General features: G+C 62.9%; 10 protein-coding genes. 3 read left to right on the top strand and 7 right to left on the bottom strand.

Annotated elements, in window-relative coordinates:
* Window positions 1-353: 353 nt before the first annotated feature.
* Both FJ943_RS15420 and FJ943_RS15415 read left to right on the top strand, forming a co-directional pair.
* Window positions 354-1,451: an OmpA family protein gene (locus FJ943_RS15420; protein ID WP_140722589.1), complete on the top strand. Its 1,098-nt coding sequence runs from the start codon at window positions 354-356 to the stop codon at window positions 1,449-1,451.
* A gap of 67 nt (window positions 1,452-1,518) precedes the next feature.
* The gene (locus FJ943_RS15415) at window positions 1,519-2,697 is read left to right on the top strand and encodes a caspase domain-containing protein (RefSeq protein ID WP_181174562.1); all 1,179 of its coding nucleotides are present in this window, start codon (window positions 1,519-1,521) and stop codon (window positions 2,695-2,697) included.
* A 61-nt stretch (window positions 2,698-2,758) separates the two neighbouring features.
* Here FJ943_RS15415 and FJ943_RS15410 read toward each other — a convergent pair whose 3' ends face one another.
* Window positions 2,759-3,295, bottom strand: a complete 537-nt coding sequence (locus FJ943_RS15410; protein WP_224720249.1) for a hypothetical protein — start codon at window positions 3,293-3,295, stop codon at window positions 2,759-2,761.
* 176 nt (window positions 3,296-3,471) lie between these two features.
* Between FJ943_RS15410 and FJ943_RS15405 the strand changes: the two genes are divergently transcribed.
* The gene (locus FJ943_RS15405; protein WP_224720250.1) at window positions 3,472-4,011 is read left to right on the top strand and encodes an OmpA family protein; all 540 of its coding nucleotides are present in this window, start codon (window positions 3,472-3,474) and stop codon (window positions 4,009-4,011) included.
* Window positions 4,012-4,042: 31 nt separating this feature from the next.
* On the opposite strand, the gene FJ943_RS15400 is transcribed toward FJ943_RS15405, so the two are convergent.
* The 6 genes from FJ943_RS15400 to tssL all read right to left on the bottom strand — a co-directional run bounded on the left by FJ943_RS15400 (window position 4,043) and on the right by tssL (window position 15,640).
* Window positions 4,043-6,484: a M23 family metallopeptidase gene (locus FJ943_RS15400; RefSeq protein WP_140722674.1), complete on the bottom strand. Its 2,442-nt coding sequence runs from the start codon at window positions 6,482-6,484 to the stop codon at window positions 4,043-4,045.
* Entirely contained in the window at window positions 6,481-6,975 is a 495-nt protein-coding gene (locus tag FJ943_RS15395; protein ID WP_181174561.1) for a DUF1036 domain-containing protein, read from the bottom strand. The genes FJ943_RS15400 and FJ943_RS15395 overlap by 4 nt, the downstream gene beginning before the upstream one ends.
* A gap of 12 nt (window positions 6,976-6,987) precedes the next feature.
* On the bottom strand, window positions 6,988-9,669 hold the full coding sequence (locus FJ943_RS15390) for a serine/threonine-protein kinase (protein ID WP_140722583.1): 2,682 nt from the start codon (window positions 9,667-9,669) through the stop codon (window positions 6,988-6,990).
* Window positions 9,666-10,445 (bottom strand): PP2C family serine/threonine-protein phosphatase, encoded by a 780-nt coding sequence (locus FJ943_RS15385; RefSeq protein ID WP_140661219.1) that lies wholly within the window; start codon window positions 10,443-10,445, stop codon window positions 9,666-9,668. Before FJ943_RS15385 ends, FJ943_RS15390 begins: the two co-directional genes overlap by 4 nt.
* Before the next feature lie 135 nt (window positions 10,446-10,580).
* The gene (gene tssM / locus FJ943_RS15380; RefSeq protein ID WP_181174560.1) at window positions 10,581-14,123 is read right to left on the bottom strand and encodes a type VI secretion system membrane subunit TssM; all 3,543 of its coding nucleotides are present in this window, start codon (window positions 14,121-14,123) and stop codon (window positions 10,581-10,583) included.
* Window positions 14,120-15,640 (bottom strand): type VI secretion system protein TssL, long form, encoded by a 1,521-nt coding sequence (gene tssL / locus FJ943_RS15375; protein ID WP_318011829.1) that lies wholly within the window; start codon window positions 15,638-15,640, stop codon window positions 14,120-14,122. The genes tssM and tssL overlap by 4 nt, the downstream gene beginning before the upstream one ends.
* Window positions 15,641-15,697 lie beyond the last annotated feature (57 nt).

Genomic DNA, 15,697 nt, shown 5'->3' with positions numbered 1-15,697 from the left:
TCGTCCTATTCCTTACGGTGGCAGGGTGCACAACCATCGCGCCTCCCGTTGAGCCGACGACTACGAAACATCGTACGAAGTCGGTTCGCACGACGACCGCGCCAAAGGTGGTGAAGCACAAAAATGTGACCGCCAAGAAACTGCTCACACCGGTCAAGAAGGAAACCGCGCCTGTCATTGCGCCCTTGGGCGGCGGTAGCGGCGGGGGTGGCGGTGGCTGGGGATAGCGCTTCTACCGCGCGAGGCAGTGCAGGCCTATCGTAGTCACTTTCGCCAACGCTCGCCAAGCAGGGACAAGTGCTCTATGGTTGCGCTGTGCCGTTAGCGAGATCGGTGCCTGGCGGGGGCGTTCCATGTTCGAAGTCGTTGCATTCTGGCGAGCGCGAGCAAAAGCGCAGCGTCCTGGCCTTATCGTCCTAGCGATACTTGGATTTCTGTTCCTCGCACCGGAATCGGCGAGTGCCGCGCCGAACTGGACGCTCGATCCGGACGCTTCGGTGCTTACCTATCAGTCGGTCAAGAAGAACACGATCGTCGAGACCAACAAGATCAGGAATATCACCGGCACGCTGACTTCCGCCGGTGATGCCAAGGTCAGCTTCGATCTCAATTCCGTCGACACCGGCGTCGACCTCCGCAATGTGCGCATGCGCTTCCTGTTCTTCGAAACGTTCAAGTACCCGACGGCCGAGCTGACGGCAAAGGTGGACCCGGCGGCCTTTGCCGACTTGCCAGCCAAGCGCCGCATCAAGGCAAGCTTGCCCTTCCGGCTCAGCCTGCATGGCGTCGACAAGGATCTGGAGGCGAGCGTCGTCATCACCATGATCAGCGACACTCAGGTTTCGGTTGCTTCCGAGGCTCCCGTTGCGGTGCATGTGGAGGACTTCGGCCTGCTGCCGAATGTCGACAAGCTGCAGCAGGCCGCCAATGTGACGAACATAGTGCCCACTGCGTCAGTGTCCTTCGACTTCGTCTTTGTTGCCGAGGGCAGCAAGCCGGGTGCTGTGCAGACAGTCGCGGCCAACGCCGCCGAAGTCGGTCCCGTGGCCACCGACGCCGCGAAAGCCAATTTCAGCGACGAGGAGTGCCTCAACCGGTTTGCTGTTTTGTCGCGCACCGGAGCCATCTACTTCCGTGCAGCCAGCGCCCGACTTGATGCCAAGAGCCGCCCGTTGCTCGCCGAGGTCGAGGGGGTGGTCGGCAAATGCCCGACCCTGAATGTTGAGGTCGCCGGCTATACGGACTCGGACGGTTCGCCAGAGGCGAACAAGGCGCTCTCGGAAAGGCGCGCAAAGGCGGTTGCCGATGCGTTGGTCGCCGATGGCGTGCAGCGCCGCCAGATCAGCGCCACCGGCTACGGCGAGGAGCGGCCGGTTGCCGCCAACGATACGGCAAACAACAAGGCGCTCAATCGGCGCATCGAATTCTCCGCCACGAAGCTCGCGAACTGAGGGCAGGGTGGGCTCCCGTCCATTGGCGTTTTGCGCAGGCTTGTTTCGCGGCACTGGCCTTGTCGCGATGGTCTTGCTTTTCACCTTGACCGCCGCCACTGCCGAGCGTCGTGTCGCGCTGGTGCTGGGCAACTCGCAATATCAGCACGCCGCGCCGCTCGCCAATCCCGCGCGCGACGCGCAGGCCATGGTCGAGCGCCTGCAGAACCTTGGTTTCGAGGTGGTCTCGGGTTTCGACCTTACCAAGCAGCAGACGCAAGCGACCGTCGCCCAGTTCGCCAAGCAGGTGCGCGGCGCCGATATCGCGCTTTTCTTCTATGCCGGGCATAGCTTGCAGGTCTCCGGCAAGAACTACCTGCTTCCGGTGGATGCCGCACTCGAGGACAAAACCTCGCTCGACTTTGAGGCCGTGTCGGTCGATTTCATTTTGCGTCAGATGTCTCGCGAGACCAGCATCAGGCTGGTGTTTCTGGACGCAGGCGGGGACAATCCTTTGGTTGATGTGTTGGCCAAGATCGCGGGCACAAAAGGTGCAAGCAGCGGGCTTGCGGAAATTGGGATTGACAATGGCGGTGCGGGAACGCTCATTGCGTTCGCTGCCAGTCCCGACCAGCTCGCCTATGATGGGTCCGGCGACCACTCGCCCTTCACGACGGCGTTGCTTCAGCACATTGGGGAATCGAATGTCTCCATTACCGAAGCGATGAACAGGGTAACCAGCGACGTCTTCAGGGCGACAGGCGGTAAGCAGCGCCCCTGGACCAAGGTCTCCCTGACCACCGAGGTTGTCCTGCACAAGGTCGATCTCAACGCGCCGCTGATCGTGGGTGAAGCGAACACCCCGCCTGATGAAGCCAGCTCCGGGACGCGCAACACCGGCGGCTCGTCAGCCCAGACTGACGACCAGCTTGCGCTCGATGTTCTTCGAGCCAAGATCCCGAAGCTTGCTATTGACGGGCCAATCTTTTTCGATCGCCCGGTCACGTTCGGGGATCCGGTGATCGACGGCAAGAGCATCGCCCAATTGATCAAGGGCGAACCGCTTTTCAGTCCGGTCGAAGGTCTCGACAAGTCGGTGTGGGAAGGCAAGCACTGCGACAGCTGCCATGAGTGGAACGAAGCCCGGCTTTGCGAGCAGGCGAAGAATTTCGCTGCCAACGACGTCTCGGTCCTTCGCCTGCAGCATCCGCTGGGTACCCGATTCAAGGTCGCGCTGGCCAGATGGGCGCAAGGCGGCTGCCAGTAGAAGTGCTGGGCTGGTGCCAGCAACCAGGGAGGGCAAGCAGGGGAGGCGAACGGCGAACCCGTTACGCCTCAAGCTGAGCCATCTCGATGCCCATTTCGACAAAGGCGGAAAGCAAGGTAAATCGGTCCGCCAGCGCCGCGCGGGCCAGTCCCGCCAGGATTGCGGCATTGACGGCATGGGCGGCGGGGAACCCGCTGGACTCCATTTTGAGGGTCGGGTGACGCCATACCGCTGCCAGTGCGATCCAGGCGGCCGGCGTTGCCGGCGGCAGCTGCAAGGAATTGCTCAAGGCTGCTTGATGTTGAAGATTGTCAGGCTCGCCGACGCGGGCATGGACAAGCGCCAGCAATTCGAGGTCCTGGCCAGCGAGCAGCTCGGCGACATTGCTCAAGCATTCATGTCCCCACCAGACGGCGGCTCGCTCGGGTAGCAGGTAGGCACAGAACGTGACTGCTTCTTCCGGTACGCGCCCGGCAAGCAGGCTACGGCAAAAATCTAGGGGCGGCTGACCCGTGGCCAGCGATTTCATATCCCTGGCGATGGCGGGACAAGCAATGAACAGATCCCGTGCCGTTCTGTACCCGAGTTCATTAGCCATGGCTGCCACATCCCCACGAGCCAGCAGACAAGCACTCAACCCTGTGAGCGAGCGCCGGTCAAGCGTCAGACCTCAACAGGTGGTCGCCACAAGCAGCATGCGTTTGTTCACAGACAATCGCTTCCTGATTTGCTATGGTAGGCGCCAGCAAATCCACTCACACTGGAGTGACGGTCATGCGATGGGTCAGTTCAGCCTTGGCATTGGCGGCCATGCTTCTTGCAACGCACGTCTGTGCCGATCCGCTTCAAAAGTCGGAAGACATCGTGAAGTTCTTCGCCAATCAGCCCGGCAAACTCGGTGCCTCGCGCGGCATCTGCGTCGGTACGGAGGAAGAGTGCAAGAGCAAGGCGGAGAAGACCGTCTCAGCCCCACAAAAAGCTGGTCTCGACATGATGATCAATTTCGCCCTTGATTCGGCTCAACTCGACCAGATCGCGCGCACTGAACTCGATGAGTTCGCAAAGGCCCTCAAGGACAATCGGCTGAGCACGTTCAGCTTTGTCGTCGAGGGGCATACCGATGCGACCGGCTCGGATCGGTACAACCAGGACCTTTCGCAGAGAAGGGCTCAATCGGTGGCGGCATTCTTGACAGCCAACGGGGTAGAACCTGCCAGACTGGAAGCAATCGGCGTTGGCAAATCGCATCCGCGGGTCGCCAACCCTTACGATCCGGTCAACCGCCGGGTGGAGATGCGTGTCAGGACCGAGTAGGCTCGCCGACGATCCTTGACAACGATATGCATTAGCCTGGCTCAAGCACACCTTGGACAGAATTGAGCAGCGCTGTTATCGCCTGCTTGTATTTTTCGAACTCCGGTGACGTCTGCCGAACTTCGGTGGTCGTCGCCGGCTGGCCCGCATCCGTCACCACGCGCGGCACTTTTTGACCCATCTTTCGCTCGGCCCAGTCGATGACATAGCCAGCGGTCTTGCCGATGAGGAAGGGATTGGCCTCGATCACCGCTGAACCCAAAACGGCGCTCAATTGCGACGTGCCGGACGCGGCCAGCACCTGGTGCGCTCCTTCCATGCCAAGGAAGTGGCACAGGTAAAGGCGACCCGCGGTTATCTGGTGGCCGCGGGCGCGCAGATAGGCTTCGCCTTCGCGCGCCAGATTGCGCACCATTTCACGCGACAACGTCACGTCATAGCGAAGCGCGAGCAGGTCGGCGGTCGAGAGCGAACGGGCTAGATCGGGACGATAGGTGTTCATCATCCGGATCCAGGTCTTGGTGATGAACTGGCCAGCCCCGGTTGCCGACGAGTTGGGATTCTTGGCGCGGGCGCTGCCGCCGCTTTCAACATGTACGATCCGGTCGGTTAGCGTTTCGACCGCGGCATCGCCAGAGCCTGCGGATCGGCCAGAGCTGGGGGACTCAGCGCTGGCAACCGTGGTGACCGTCCCGAGCGGATCGATCGCCTCGCCGTTTTGATAAAGTTCGAAATGCAGATGCGGTCCGGTCGAGAGCCCGGTCGTGCCAATATAGCCGATGACGTCGCCTGCCTTCACTTTGGTGCCGACGCCGCTGGCAATGGCGAATTTCTGCATATGGGCGTAGCGCGTCTCGCGCCCGTTTGAATGGGTGATCTTGACCAGATTGCCATAGCTGCCGCCGTCGCCTTGGAAGCTGATCTCGCCGTCATAGGCGGCCATGATGGGCGTGCCCACCGGGGCTGCCCAGTCGACGCCTTTGTGGATTCGAACCGTTCCGAGGATTGGATGCCTACGCGGGCCGAAGGTCGACGTCATCACCCCGCTCACTGGCGTGATCATGCCGTTGGTGACCGTCTGCGAACGAACCTGATCATCGCCGGTGACGCAGGCATACTGCCCGTCGGCTTGCTGGTAGACGAAGCAGTCGAGGTTTTTGTCCTTACCCAGGACGCCGACGTAAAGCACCCGTCCGGAAATCTCGCCTTGGCCGCGCGGGGTCTGCGAGTAGATCAGCACCAGGCGTTGGTCCTCGCCGGCGAAGGCGTCCAGATCCTGTCCTCTCGACAGATACATGATGGCTTCGCCGATCACGCTGGTCGGCACCTTGTTGCGCGCCGCCGTCGAGTAGATTGCGTCGAGCAGACGGTACTGCCGCTTCGGCCCACCCTGATCCGAACCACCGGAATAGTTGAAGAGGTCCTCGCGCACCCAGGGGTCGACACCTGCAACAAAGGCGCCCCCGGCGTTGCGGGTCAGTGTGCCGACGTAAAGGTTCCTTGCGTAGACGGAGACCTGCATCAGCAACATGGTCGTCGTCTCACGGTTCGGCCGGAAACCGCGCAGGGCGACCACAAAACCAGGCTCCAGCCGATCGCGGTTGAACACCGCTTTCAGCGCCTCGCCCGCAAGCCTGGAATCGTCCGCGGAGAAATGCGCGTCGAGCGCGACGCTGTCCAGACTGCGCTCGTTGAGGACTTTCACGAAAGTGTCCTCTGTGGCCTCGTAGCGCTGATAATCGCTGATGACGGTCGCGACCGTGGTGTTGTTCTCAATGGCGGTCTTCTCAAAGGCGGGCAGCGCTTTCTCGCCCTGGTCAATGGTCTCGCCCCAGCCGGCCTCGGGGTCGTCCGCGTCAGCTTTGAGCGCCGAACCCGGGGACATCTCCCCCCCTTCAGGCGCCGCCTGCAGGTCGTTCGCCAGATCATCGCTTTGATCCTGGGACGCGACGGCAGGTTCGGGCGCGGTCGGCTGGTGGCCCTCGGGTGCCGCGGCGGAGGGCTTCGGAGCAGCCTGCCGCTGCGCCTGGAAGAAGGCAAAATCCTCCTGCGTGGAGGGGATCGTCGTCATGAACTTCTCGCTGGCGCTCAACATCACGTCGGACAGGATCTCGATCTGCGGCGAAGCCCCGGAACTGTCGAGTTCGGCCGGGCGCGCAATCGTGCGGCTCTTCGTGGCGGTCTCGTCATCGGGTGCCAGCGTGATCCACATCGGGTCGCCGGCAAGATCTATGATGGCCGGCACATAGACTGAGGCGTCGGGGGGTATGTCATCCATACCTTCGACGGGATGCAGCTCTTCATTCTCGTCGCCGAACGACCAGTCATCCCGGGTGAGATAAAACCCGGTGGCGATCGCGATGACGGTGAGCGCGGCAAGGCCTGCAAGAAAGCGGTGCCAAAGTTTGCGCCTGCGCTCGCTCTGGCGCGCCAGCTTCTTTTGTTTGAAGCTCGTGTCGATACCGTGCGTCACGGGCCGTTTCCGGTCAGGAAATAGGTCCAGCGCACCTGCTCGAGCGTATCGACTTCGACGAAAGGGGCCGCGATATGACCGCGCTGCCAGCACTCGTCGATGCCACGGATAGAGAAGCGGTGTCGATCAACACACATTTCGGTCGATCCGCTGAGGATCGCATGGCCGAACACGTCGGTCGCGTAGAGGTATACGTACCGGTTGGTCAGTTCCTCGCGGATGACGTTCACGCATTGGTTGGCGCCAATGGTCCACCAGCCGTCGGTCTGGTCGGCATCGTCGATCTTTTGTCCGACGGCGAGATTGACGACGTCGAGGGTCTGGTTGCAGACGGTGAATTCCGCATGCGCGCGGTCGGTCGAGACGGCAAGGAGCAGTGCTGCGCCCAACAGCGCGGAAAACGCGGCGCGGTTGGCCAGCAAGCGTCCAGACCAGCTACGCTTTTTGCGTGCGGAAGGCGGGCAAAATAAATGCAAGGCGCGAAGGTCCATCGGCGTTCATATCTATCCGCCGAGCCTGAAATACTTCGCGGCGGCGGAGAATTGCGAGCCGTCGGCCTCGATCTCCTCGAGAATCTTTGGCAAAAGGTCGGACGCTGGTGTCGGCCTGGAGAAGCTCGCGGCCCGAATGTCGTGCGGTCCGGTGATCACCAGCATGATCTGCGGCAGGGCTTTGCCGGCCGCCTTGTCGGCGGCGCCCAAACCAATCGGTATGCTGAAAGTCGCCTTGTCGGCTTGCGCCACCATGCGGTCATCAAGGTTGAAGGCGATGCCTCTGTGGTCGATCAGCATGACGTTGGAAACGAGCCCGCCATGGGTTGCCAGCGTGCCCATGATCGGCGCGCCGTCCGGCACCGCCGTCCGGTCGAGAACCAGTTGCGGCCTTTCCACCTGGTTGCGGTCGAGCAAGCGCAGGAACCTGGTCACTTCACACTGGGGCTGGTCGATGACACGGACGCTGATGTCGGGCTCGAGATGGAACCTCGACTGAAAGTCATTGAGCATCTGCTCGAAGGGCTGCACGGCTGTTGCGAAGCCTTCGATTGCGGCGGCGCTGGCGCTTTGGGAAGTCAGCGACGCGTAGAAACAGTCGCCGCCACTGAAGTCGCGCACCCACGACGCACGTTGCGCCGTCTCGTCGACTGCCGCGGCTGGCGGCACCGCCGGCTTGGGCATGTTGATGGCGACGTCGGTGTTTTCGGGCTGCGTGGTCAACGGCGGCCGCGGTTGCTGGGACGGCTGCGGCGTGTTCGCCGCTTCGGACGGCGCAGCTGGCAGCGGCTTGCTGGCGATCGCAGTCGGCGGCACCGGCTGAGCCGGCGGGCTGGCCGGCAGCGCCGGCACTGGGCTCTGCGCAATCGTCGGCGAGGAAGCCTCCGGCTTTGCCATTTTGGAAAGCTTATCGACCAGCTCGGTTGCGCTTGGTTTCGTCGCCGGCGGGTTTGCTTCCCGCGCCGGCTTGCCCTCTGCCTGCGTCGGGCTTGGCGCCGACGTCCCCGGCGGCTCGCCGACTGGCTGCGGCGGGTTCGCCTTCGCCTCGGGCTTTGGCACCGACACCGCGTTTGACCGGGTCGCGGTTGGCGTCTCGGCAGGCTTGATCTCGACCGGCGGAGTAGCCGTTGCTTCGGGTTGAGCCATGGATGGTGCGGTCTCGCCGATGGGCGGCACCATAGGCGCCTGCCTGTCGGCGGTCACCGGCTGGCCCGTCGGCTCCTGGCCGGCGACCTGCTGTGATTTTGTTGCCGATGGCAGCTCGGGGCGCGGGGTCGGCACCGGCATTTCGAGGGGCTTGGCCTGCTGCGGTTTCTGCTTGCCTGCTGCGTCCGCCTGGTCCGCGGCCGGTATTGTGGTCTTCACCTGAGCATCCGGCAGCGCAGGTGGCATTGCCGTTTGGTCGGTGGCAGCGTTGTCTTGTTTTGACGGCTCCGGCTGCAGCGGTGATGATGGCAGCGATTGCGATGCTTCCGGTTGCGGCTTCTGCACCACCGGTTTTGATGTCAGAGGCTTGAGGGTCTCTTCGGCCGGGGGCCGCGCCAGGATGCCACTGACATAAAGGCCGCCCCCCAACAGGACCGCCAGCGTCACCAGGGCGCCAGCGATGGCCGGCATCCGCCCCGGCTTTCGCGGCTTAGCCGGAACGGTCGTGCCGGGCGTCGGCGCCGACTCTGGTTGCGACAAATGCGCCGGCCGGACATGCTCGACAAAGCGTTGTTCGCCCGGAGATGCCAAAGGCTCGAGCCTGGAGGTGGGCAGTGCCGTCCAGCCGGCGCGCGGCAAGCCGGAGCGTTCCCGCGAACCATACGATACGGGCGGCAATGTGAGCTCGACATCCTCGCCACGCGTCGCCCTGGCGATCTCGGCCATGCTGGCGGGCCGATCGCGCGGGTCGGGCTGCAGCATGGCGCCCAGGAGATCGTGGAACTCGGGATCGATGTCAGACAGGTCTGGGACGGTCCGGCGTTTTTCGATGACCTCGTACTGCGAGCCGCTCATGTCGAGTGGCTTTCCGCGCAGTGCGGCGGCGAGTACCAAGCCGAGGCTATAGATATCGGACTGTTCACTGACCTCGCCGCCATAGAGGCCGAGCTGTTCGGGCGATACGTAATTGTATTTGCCGGCGAACTTCCCACCGATCAGCGTTTCACCGCCTGCGGTCGCCGAGCGAGCGATACCGAAATCAATGATTTTGGCGTGCTCCACCCGCCCGCCAGGCAGGATGATGTTGTCCGGCGAAAGGTCGCGGTGAATCGCGCCCGCCTGATGAACAGCCGCCAGCCCCGAGGTCAAGCGATGGCAAAGGCGCCGCACGTCTTCCCCCTGCATCGCTCCGTGACGCATCACGTCAAACAGTGATTGGCCGTCCACGAACTCCATTGCCAGGTAGGGGCGGCCGATCTTCGGATCGATGGTGAAGACGTGATAGCGAACCACCGCGTCATGCGACAGATGGTTGAGGATCGATGCTTCCTTGCGGAACAGCGACAGGATCGTCTGGTCACGGGCGAATTCGGGCAGGACGATCTTAATCGCCACGTGATCGCCGGTTTGGATGTTGTGGCCGCGATAGACTTCTCCCATGCCGCCGGACGCGATCCTCTCGTCGAGTTCGTAGATGCCGCTGAGCTGCGTGCCGGCGCCGGCATAGGTGACGTTGGTCGATATCCGGGTCTTATCGTCGTCGCTCATCTCGCCAGGCTCTCCGGTCCGGACCGATCCAGATGGGGCGCACCGTTGCGCCCGCCGCCGATCTTCACGAGTACGATGGTTACATTGTCGGTGCCGCCGCGCGCCAGCACCGTCTCGAGCAGGCTCCGGCACGCCGCCTGTGGCGTTGCCGATCTGACTGCGGCTTCGATCTCGGCGTCGCTGACATGAGCCGTCAGTCCGTCGGTGCTCAGGACGAAAACATCCCCCGCCATCAGCTCGCCCTGCTGGAAATCGATCTCGAGCTCGTCGCTCACCCCGACTGCATGGGTGATGACGTGGCGGCGCGGCCAGGTAAGCGCCTCTTGCGCGCTGATCATGCCGCGATCCACCAGTTCCTGGACCTCGGTGTGATCCTTCGAGACCTGAAAGATTATCCCGTCACGGATCAGATAGATGCGGCTGTCGCCGGCCCACAGGCCGGCGAACCGTCCATCCATGGCAAGCAAGGCGGCGAAGGTCGAGCCGATGGTGATGCCGCGGGATCGCGAGATCTCGCGGATCTCGGAATTGGCGCGGCTCAGCCGGTCCTCGAAGCGCGCACGAAGGTCGGGTGCCGAGCTCGCGATGCCGATCGTTGCCAGATGGTCGACGATGCTGGCCGACGCGACCTCGCCGGCTTCGTGCCCGCCCATGCCATCCGCCACCACCCAGAGACCGGTCTGCGGCTCTATCAGGTAGTTGTCCTCGTTGTGGTCGCGAACGCAGCCTCTATGGGTCACGCCGAAGCTTTCGATGGAAAGGGCGACAGTGCTCAATTTGCCACCTAGCGCTTCGCGAGCGTCCCCTGTGACCAACCCCGGGCAGCGTGCCCAGGCCACTTTGCCATAAGCGCATCCATTAGAGTACCAAAATGAGTGCCGCAGCCACCGCTGCGCTTGAACAAGGCCATGTCAGAACGCCTTCGGACAGCTGAAGTCGACCAGGGCTGGCAACAGGAAGGGATTTGCCGCCGGTCCGGTCTGGATCATGTAAGCGACGTCGCGTCCGCCGATCACGAAGCGGGCTTCGCCGCCGGCGGTGATGGTCGCCTTGTCCAGCAGACGCTTGAACGCCCAAGGTCCCTCGAATTTGATAGCCGAGTCGCGGCCGGGCATTTGCGGCATCAAGGTGAGGCTGGCGGAAGCCGAGGCAGTGCTGTTTGGCCACGTCACCGTGCTGGGCGCGTTGCCCGTCTGGCTGCTCTGGACGGTCTGGCCGTCAATGTTGAGAACGGCGTTGTCTGCGTCTCCATTGAGCGTAGACGGCGTGATGGTCATCGAAACCGAGGGCACAGAGCCGCCGGACGGAAAGAAGGCGCTGCGGATCTCTGCGGCCGACTGAAAGGATTTCAGGGTCGATTTCGCCAAGTCGTGGCCGGCGCGGGCATCCTGTCTCCAGGTCCATTCCTGACCGCTCATGTCGATCAGCGACGCAAGGTTCTGCGCAAAGAAACGGTCAATCAGCCCGCCCGGTGCGAAAAGCTTGGCGAAATCCGGTATCGAAATCTCTTGGGTGGCGTCCCTTGCGAAGGGATAGCGACCGCCTACCGCCTCCTCGCAGGCTCGTGTGACCGTCTGGTCGAGGTTCTGGTTGAGGTTGGCCAGCGAGGCTTCGGCGACATTGCCAGCAAACTCGTCCGCTGCCGCGTTGACCATGCGCGCAAGCGGCTTCGGAAGACGCGAGACATTGGCGCGCAGCGTGGAGATCTGCAGCTGCAGGTTGGCGTTGACGCGTTCGGTCTGTGAAGGATCATCGGCCGAAAGCCTCCGGCTTTGAAAGATATCGCGGAAATTCCGCGTCAACGCATCGATTGGCCGCCCTCCGTTTGCGCCGCTGACCAGGGACTGGAACGATCGAAACTGCGCCTCGACGTTCGCCCCGGCACTGTGTGCGACAGCCGAGCCAGAGCCGGCACGGCTCTGCGACTTGCCGCCGGCGATCTGCAGGCCGATGCGAGCCAGGCCTTTGGCCATGCTGGCGAGATCCTCTTGCGCCGTGCCGCCTTCGCCCTCGATCATCTTATCCTTTGTCAACGCGGTCTCGTCGGCGATCGCCGTGGAGAGCTGAGCAAGAGGCGAGTCTGGCGCGGCGAGAGCGGAAAGCGCTAGATATCGCGGCTTGTCCTCGAGCAATGCCTTGAACATCAGCTGGTCAAGGACGCCGTTCCATGCGGCGGAGAATTCCTTGCCGTAGCGATCGATTAGTTCTGGACCGAGCTTGGGCAGGTCCTGGTCGATGCCGCCCTGTTCCCCGCCGCCGCCAAGCACCCATTGGTCGTTGACGAGGATTTGCGCGATGCGCGAGAGCTGTGGCAGGAAGAAACGGTTGAAGCCGTCGCGCGTGTAAAGCCCGGGAATGTCGAGATCCGCGAGATCGCCGCCATCCGCGCGTTCGAACACGAGCTGTGCCTCTGGGCCGGCTTTTGCTGCGACTGGGAAGCTCTCCAGCCTTGCCGCGTAGACCGCCGACTTGATCAGCGCCGAAGCGCGGTCAGCAAGGCTCATGCGGCCAAGCGAGCGCTGCGCGGCTTCGATCAATGGCTGGTTGAGCTCGAAGACGGGATCGTAGGCGTCGTCCAGGGCAAGCATCGCGCGCAGATGCTTTTCGAGCTGCGCGCGGCCCTCGCGGTTGTTCTCGCCCGGATAGCGGTTCACTTCCCAATCCTGCTTCATCCAGGAAACAATCAACTCGTTATCGACCTTCGGAGCCTTTCCGCCGAGCATCAGGTAGATCTTCAGCGGCTCGTAGAGCGCGATTGGATCGGCAATCTTGGCCTGGATGGTCCGCTCCGCCTGCACCAGGAGCCGCGAGCGGAATGTCCGCTCGAGCGCTTGCCGATAGGCATCCTTGGAGGCCGACAGCAGCCTGTCGCGCTGGCCAAGCCCGAACGTCTCCTCGATCGGCTTTCCCTGGTCGCCGGTCTCGAATCCCGCTGGCAGGTTGCGCAACTGGTCGAGCGCGCCGATGACATTTTCGAGGTCGACGTCGCTCACCATAGTGCTCTTGAGCAGCGCATCGGCGCTGTCGCGATAGTGGGCCATGGACTGCCTGGTGGACGTGATCAGGGACTGGTTGGCGAAGAAGCTCAGCCCAAGCACGCCGAGCGCCGTCAACGTCGCCAGCGCAATCGTGGCGAGGCCACCAAATCTCGCAAGTCTGGCGCGCCGCTCGGCCACCCGGTCGAAAGATACCCAACCTGATTCCGGGAAGATCACCTTGGTCAAGAGATCGTGCAGGAAGAAGCTCTTGCCGGTGCCCGAAAGATGCGCCTGCGAGGCGGTGCCGAAGCTGCGCCCGATTGTGCCCAGTACCTGGTCGAACGGTGTTCCTTCCTGAGTACCCGAGGAGAAATAGAGGCCCCGCAAGCTGACATTCACCCGCGATCGGGAGGCATCGAACAAACTGCCGATGAAATGCGCGGTCCGGTTCCTGAGGGCGCCGAACTGCGCCGGGAAGTCGAAGATGGCGATGCGCGCCACCGGGTCGGCCTCTTCCTGCAAGCGCTCGACGAGTTCTTCTGCCAAGCGCTGCGCCAGGCCGTCGAACTCAGCCGCTGCCTCGCCGGCCATGTTCCTTGTGCGATCGGCGGTCTGGAAGGTCGCGCCCCATACCTGGCGCCTGCGCACGTCATCAAAGCCGCCGAAATAATCCATGAAGCCCGACAAGAGGTCGGCCTTGGTGAAAAGCAGATAGACGGGAAACTGGATCTTGAGCGTCTCGTGCAATTCGCGCAGACGGCTCCTTATCTCGGTGACATGCGCATCGATATGCTGGTCGTCGAGGCTGATGACATCGGCGAGGCTGATGGCGAGGATCACCCCGTTGATTGGTTGCCTGGGGCGGGTTTTCTTCAGCAATCCCAGGAATGCAAGCCAGCTCGCCTGGTCGCGTTCGCGGTCCGATTCGTGCGTCGTGTAGCGGCCGGCCGTATCGATCAGCACGGCTTCATCGGTAAACCACCAGTCGCATGACCGCGTGCCGCCGACGCCAGTCACCGGCTGGGCGTTGCCGGAGCCCGCAAGCGGAAAGTTGAGGCCGGAGTTGACCAGCGCCGTCGTCTTGCCGGCGCCTGGCGGACCGATGACGATGTACCAGGGGACATCATAAAGGAAGTTGCGCTTGCGGCTCGTCCGCCTGAGCGTCGCGATGGCTTCGCTCATGCGCGCTTCGAGCACCAGTGAATCGTCGTTGCGCTCGTCGCCGCGCACAATGGCCGTTTCGAGCGCCTGTTGCGCCTTGCGTCTTTGCCAGAAGCGAATGCCGTAGAAAGACGCAAGCACGATGGCGGTCGTGCCGATGATGAGAGCCCTGAGCCACACCGACCCAAGCGGGCGGGTGTCGGCGAAGCGGATCAGGGGTCCGGCATACCAGACGGCGGCCGAGAAGCCGACCAGGGCAAGCGCGCTGAAGATCCGCAGCACCCAGCCGATCAGCTCCTCGCCGCGCCGGCTCATAACGCGTCCTGCTTTGGGAGTATCACGTCGACGCGGCGGTTCTTGGCCCGGCCGTCGGCGGTCGCATTGCCGGCAATGGGTTCGTCTTCGCCCTTGCCTTCGACGCTCAGGCGCGACGGGTCCTTCAATTGCTTGGCCATCATGGCCTGCACCGCTTTTGCACGTGCAACAGAAAGATCGAAATTCGACTTGAATGGGCTCGACTTCTTCGGCTTCACGTTGTCGGTATGGCCGACGATTTTGATCGGTCCGGGTTCGGCATCGAGCGCCGAGGCGATGTCTGTCGCGATGGGCTGGAACTGTACCGTTACCCCGGCCTGGCCGGGCACGAACAAGAGCTGGCTGCTGATCTCTACGACGATGAAGTCGCCCTTGGTGCCGACGCTCAGTCCACCGCCCGCGACCTCCTTGGCGAGTGCGGTGCGGATGCGGTCGATCTGCGTGGTGTTCGCAGGCGTAGGTGGTGGCGGGTCGGCTCGCGCCGGCTCGGCGGGCGCCTCTACGCTGGCCCGTTCAATCATAACCGGGCTGGATGGATTGAGCGCCAGCAACTCGCTGGCAGTGACATCGCCTTCGTCAGTGATCAATATCCTCAGCCAGAAAAAGGCTATCGTCACCAGGGTCGCGCCTGCCGCTGCGATCGCCCACAGCGGCAGCCGCCCTGCTGGCCTGGGCATCGCCGCCGCCATGCCTTGCCACCTGGGCGAAATCTCGTCTGCGGCACGTGGCCTGAAATAGCGCAGTGTGTCGTAGACGTCGCGCCGGACGCGCTCGAGTGTGTTGCGCTCACCCGACAATGCCCGATACTGGCCTTGGAAGCCCAGCGAAAGGCAGGCATGCATCAATTCGAGCAGGTCGCAATGGCTTTCAGGCTTGGCGAGGATATTGTTCAGCGCCTCGTAAAAGCCGGTCCCTGTCGGCTGCGTGTGGAAGAACTTCATCACCATGCTGTGCCGCAGCCAGGTATGCTTGTCCGGCCAGGGCAGATTGCCGATGAGGTCGTCAGCGGTTTCACAAAGCGCAAACTTGGCGATCCGCGCGTCTTGTTCGGCAATTCCGGCTTTGGCCGTGGCACGGTCGAAGCTATCGATGTTGTCCGCGATATGCTCGGCCAACGCGGCCGCTTGGCGTTCGACCGGCATCAGCCGCAACTGGCCGAACAGCATGAGCAAGGGGGCTGCGGCGGCAAGGATGGGATTGGCCGCGGCATACTTCACGCCAGCGGTGGCGTGGAGCAAGGCATCCTGCTGCAACAGTCCTTTTGCAGCCACCGCTTCGTTGTCTTGAACAACAACAGTTCCCGACGACCAGCCGGGGGGCAACTGGCGGCCGGCGCCGGGGTCGAACACGGTCGATTCCCTGGCCGGTGAGGGGACAGGGGGCACGCTTTGCACACCGGAACCAGCGGGAGCCACGAGCGGCCTTTGCCTCGGCCGTGGCACGCGGATGACGGTTTTATCCGGAGGCTCGGAGGAATCGTCCTTCGAGCTCATCGGCGCACCACCGCCGAAGTCCAACGGGGGTCTTTCAGACAGGAGGAAAGCGGCATACGAGGCTCAGTATCAGCAGCGAGC

Source organism: Mesorhizobium sp. B2-3-10 (assembly GCF_006442275.1).
Taxonomy (GTDB): Bacteria; Pseudomonadota; Alphaproteobacteria; order Rhizobiales; family Rhizobiaceae; genus Mesorhizobium; species Mesorhizobium australicum.
Note: the sequence above shows the minus strand (reverse complement) of the source record. Positions and strands in the feature narration are given on the sequence as shown.

Coding starts and splice junctions, on each gene's coding strand:
- FJ943_RS15410 (WP_224720249.1), bottom strand. CDS start 3,295: ATGGCTAATGAACTCGGGTACAGAACGGCACGGGATCTGTTCATTGCT.
- tssM (WP_181174560.1), bottom strand. CDS start 14,123: ATGAGCCGGCGCGGCGAGGAGCTGATCGGCTGGGTGCTGCGGATCTTC.
- FJ943_RS15420 (WP_140722589.1), top strand. CDS start 354: ATGTTCGAAGTCGTTGCATTCTGGCGAGCGCGAGCAAAAGCGCAGCGT.
- FJ943_RS15415 (WP_181174562.1), top strand. CDS start 1,519: ATGGTCTTGCTTTTCACCTTGACCGCCGCCACTGCCGAGCGTCGTGTC.
- FJ943_RS15390 (WP_140722583.1), bottom strand. CDS start 9,669: ATGAGCGACGACGATAAGACCCGGATATCGACCAACGTCACCTATGCC.
- FJ943_RS15395 (WP_181174561.1), bottom strand. CDS start 6,975: ATGGACCTTCGCGCCTTGCATTTATTTTGCCCGCCTTCCGCACGCAAA.
- FJ943_RS15405 (WP_224720250.1), top strand. CDS start 3,472: ATGCGATGGGTCAGTTCAGCCTTGGCATTGGCGGCCATGCTTCTTGCA.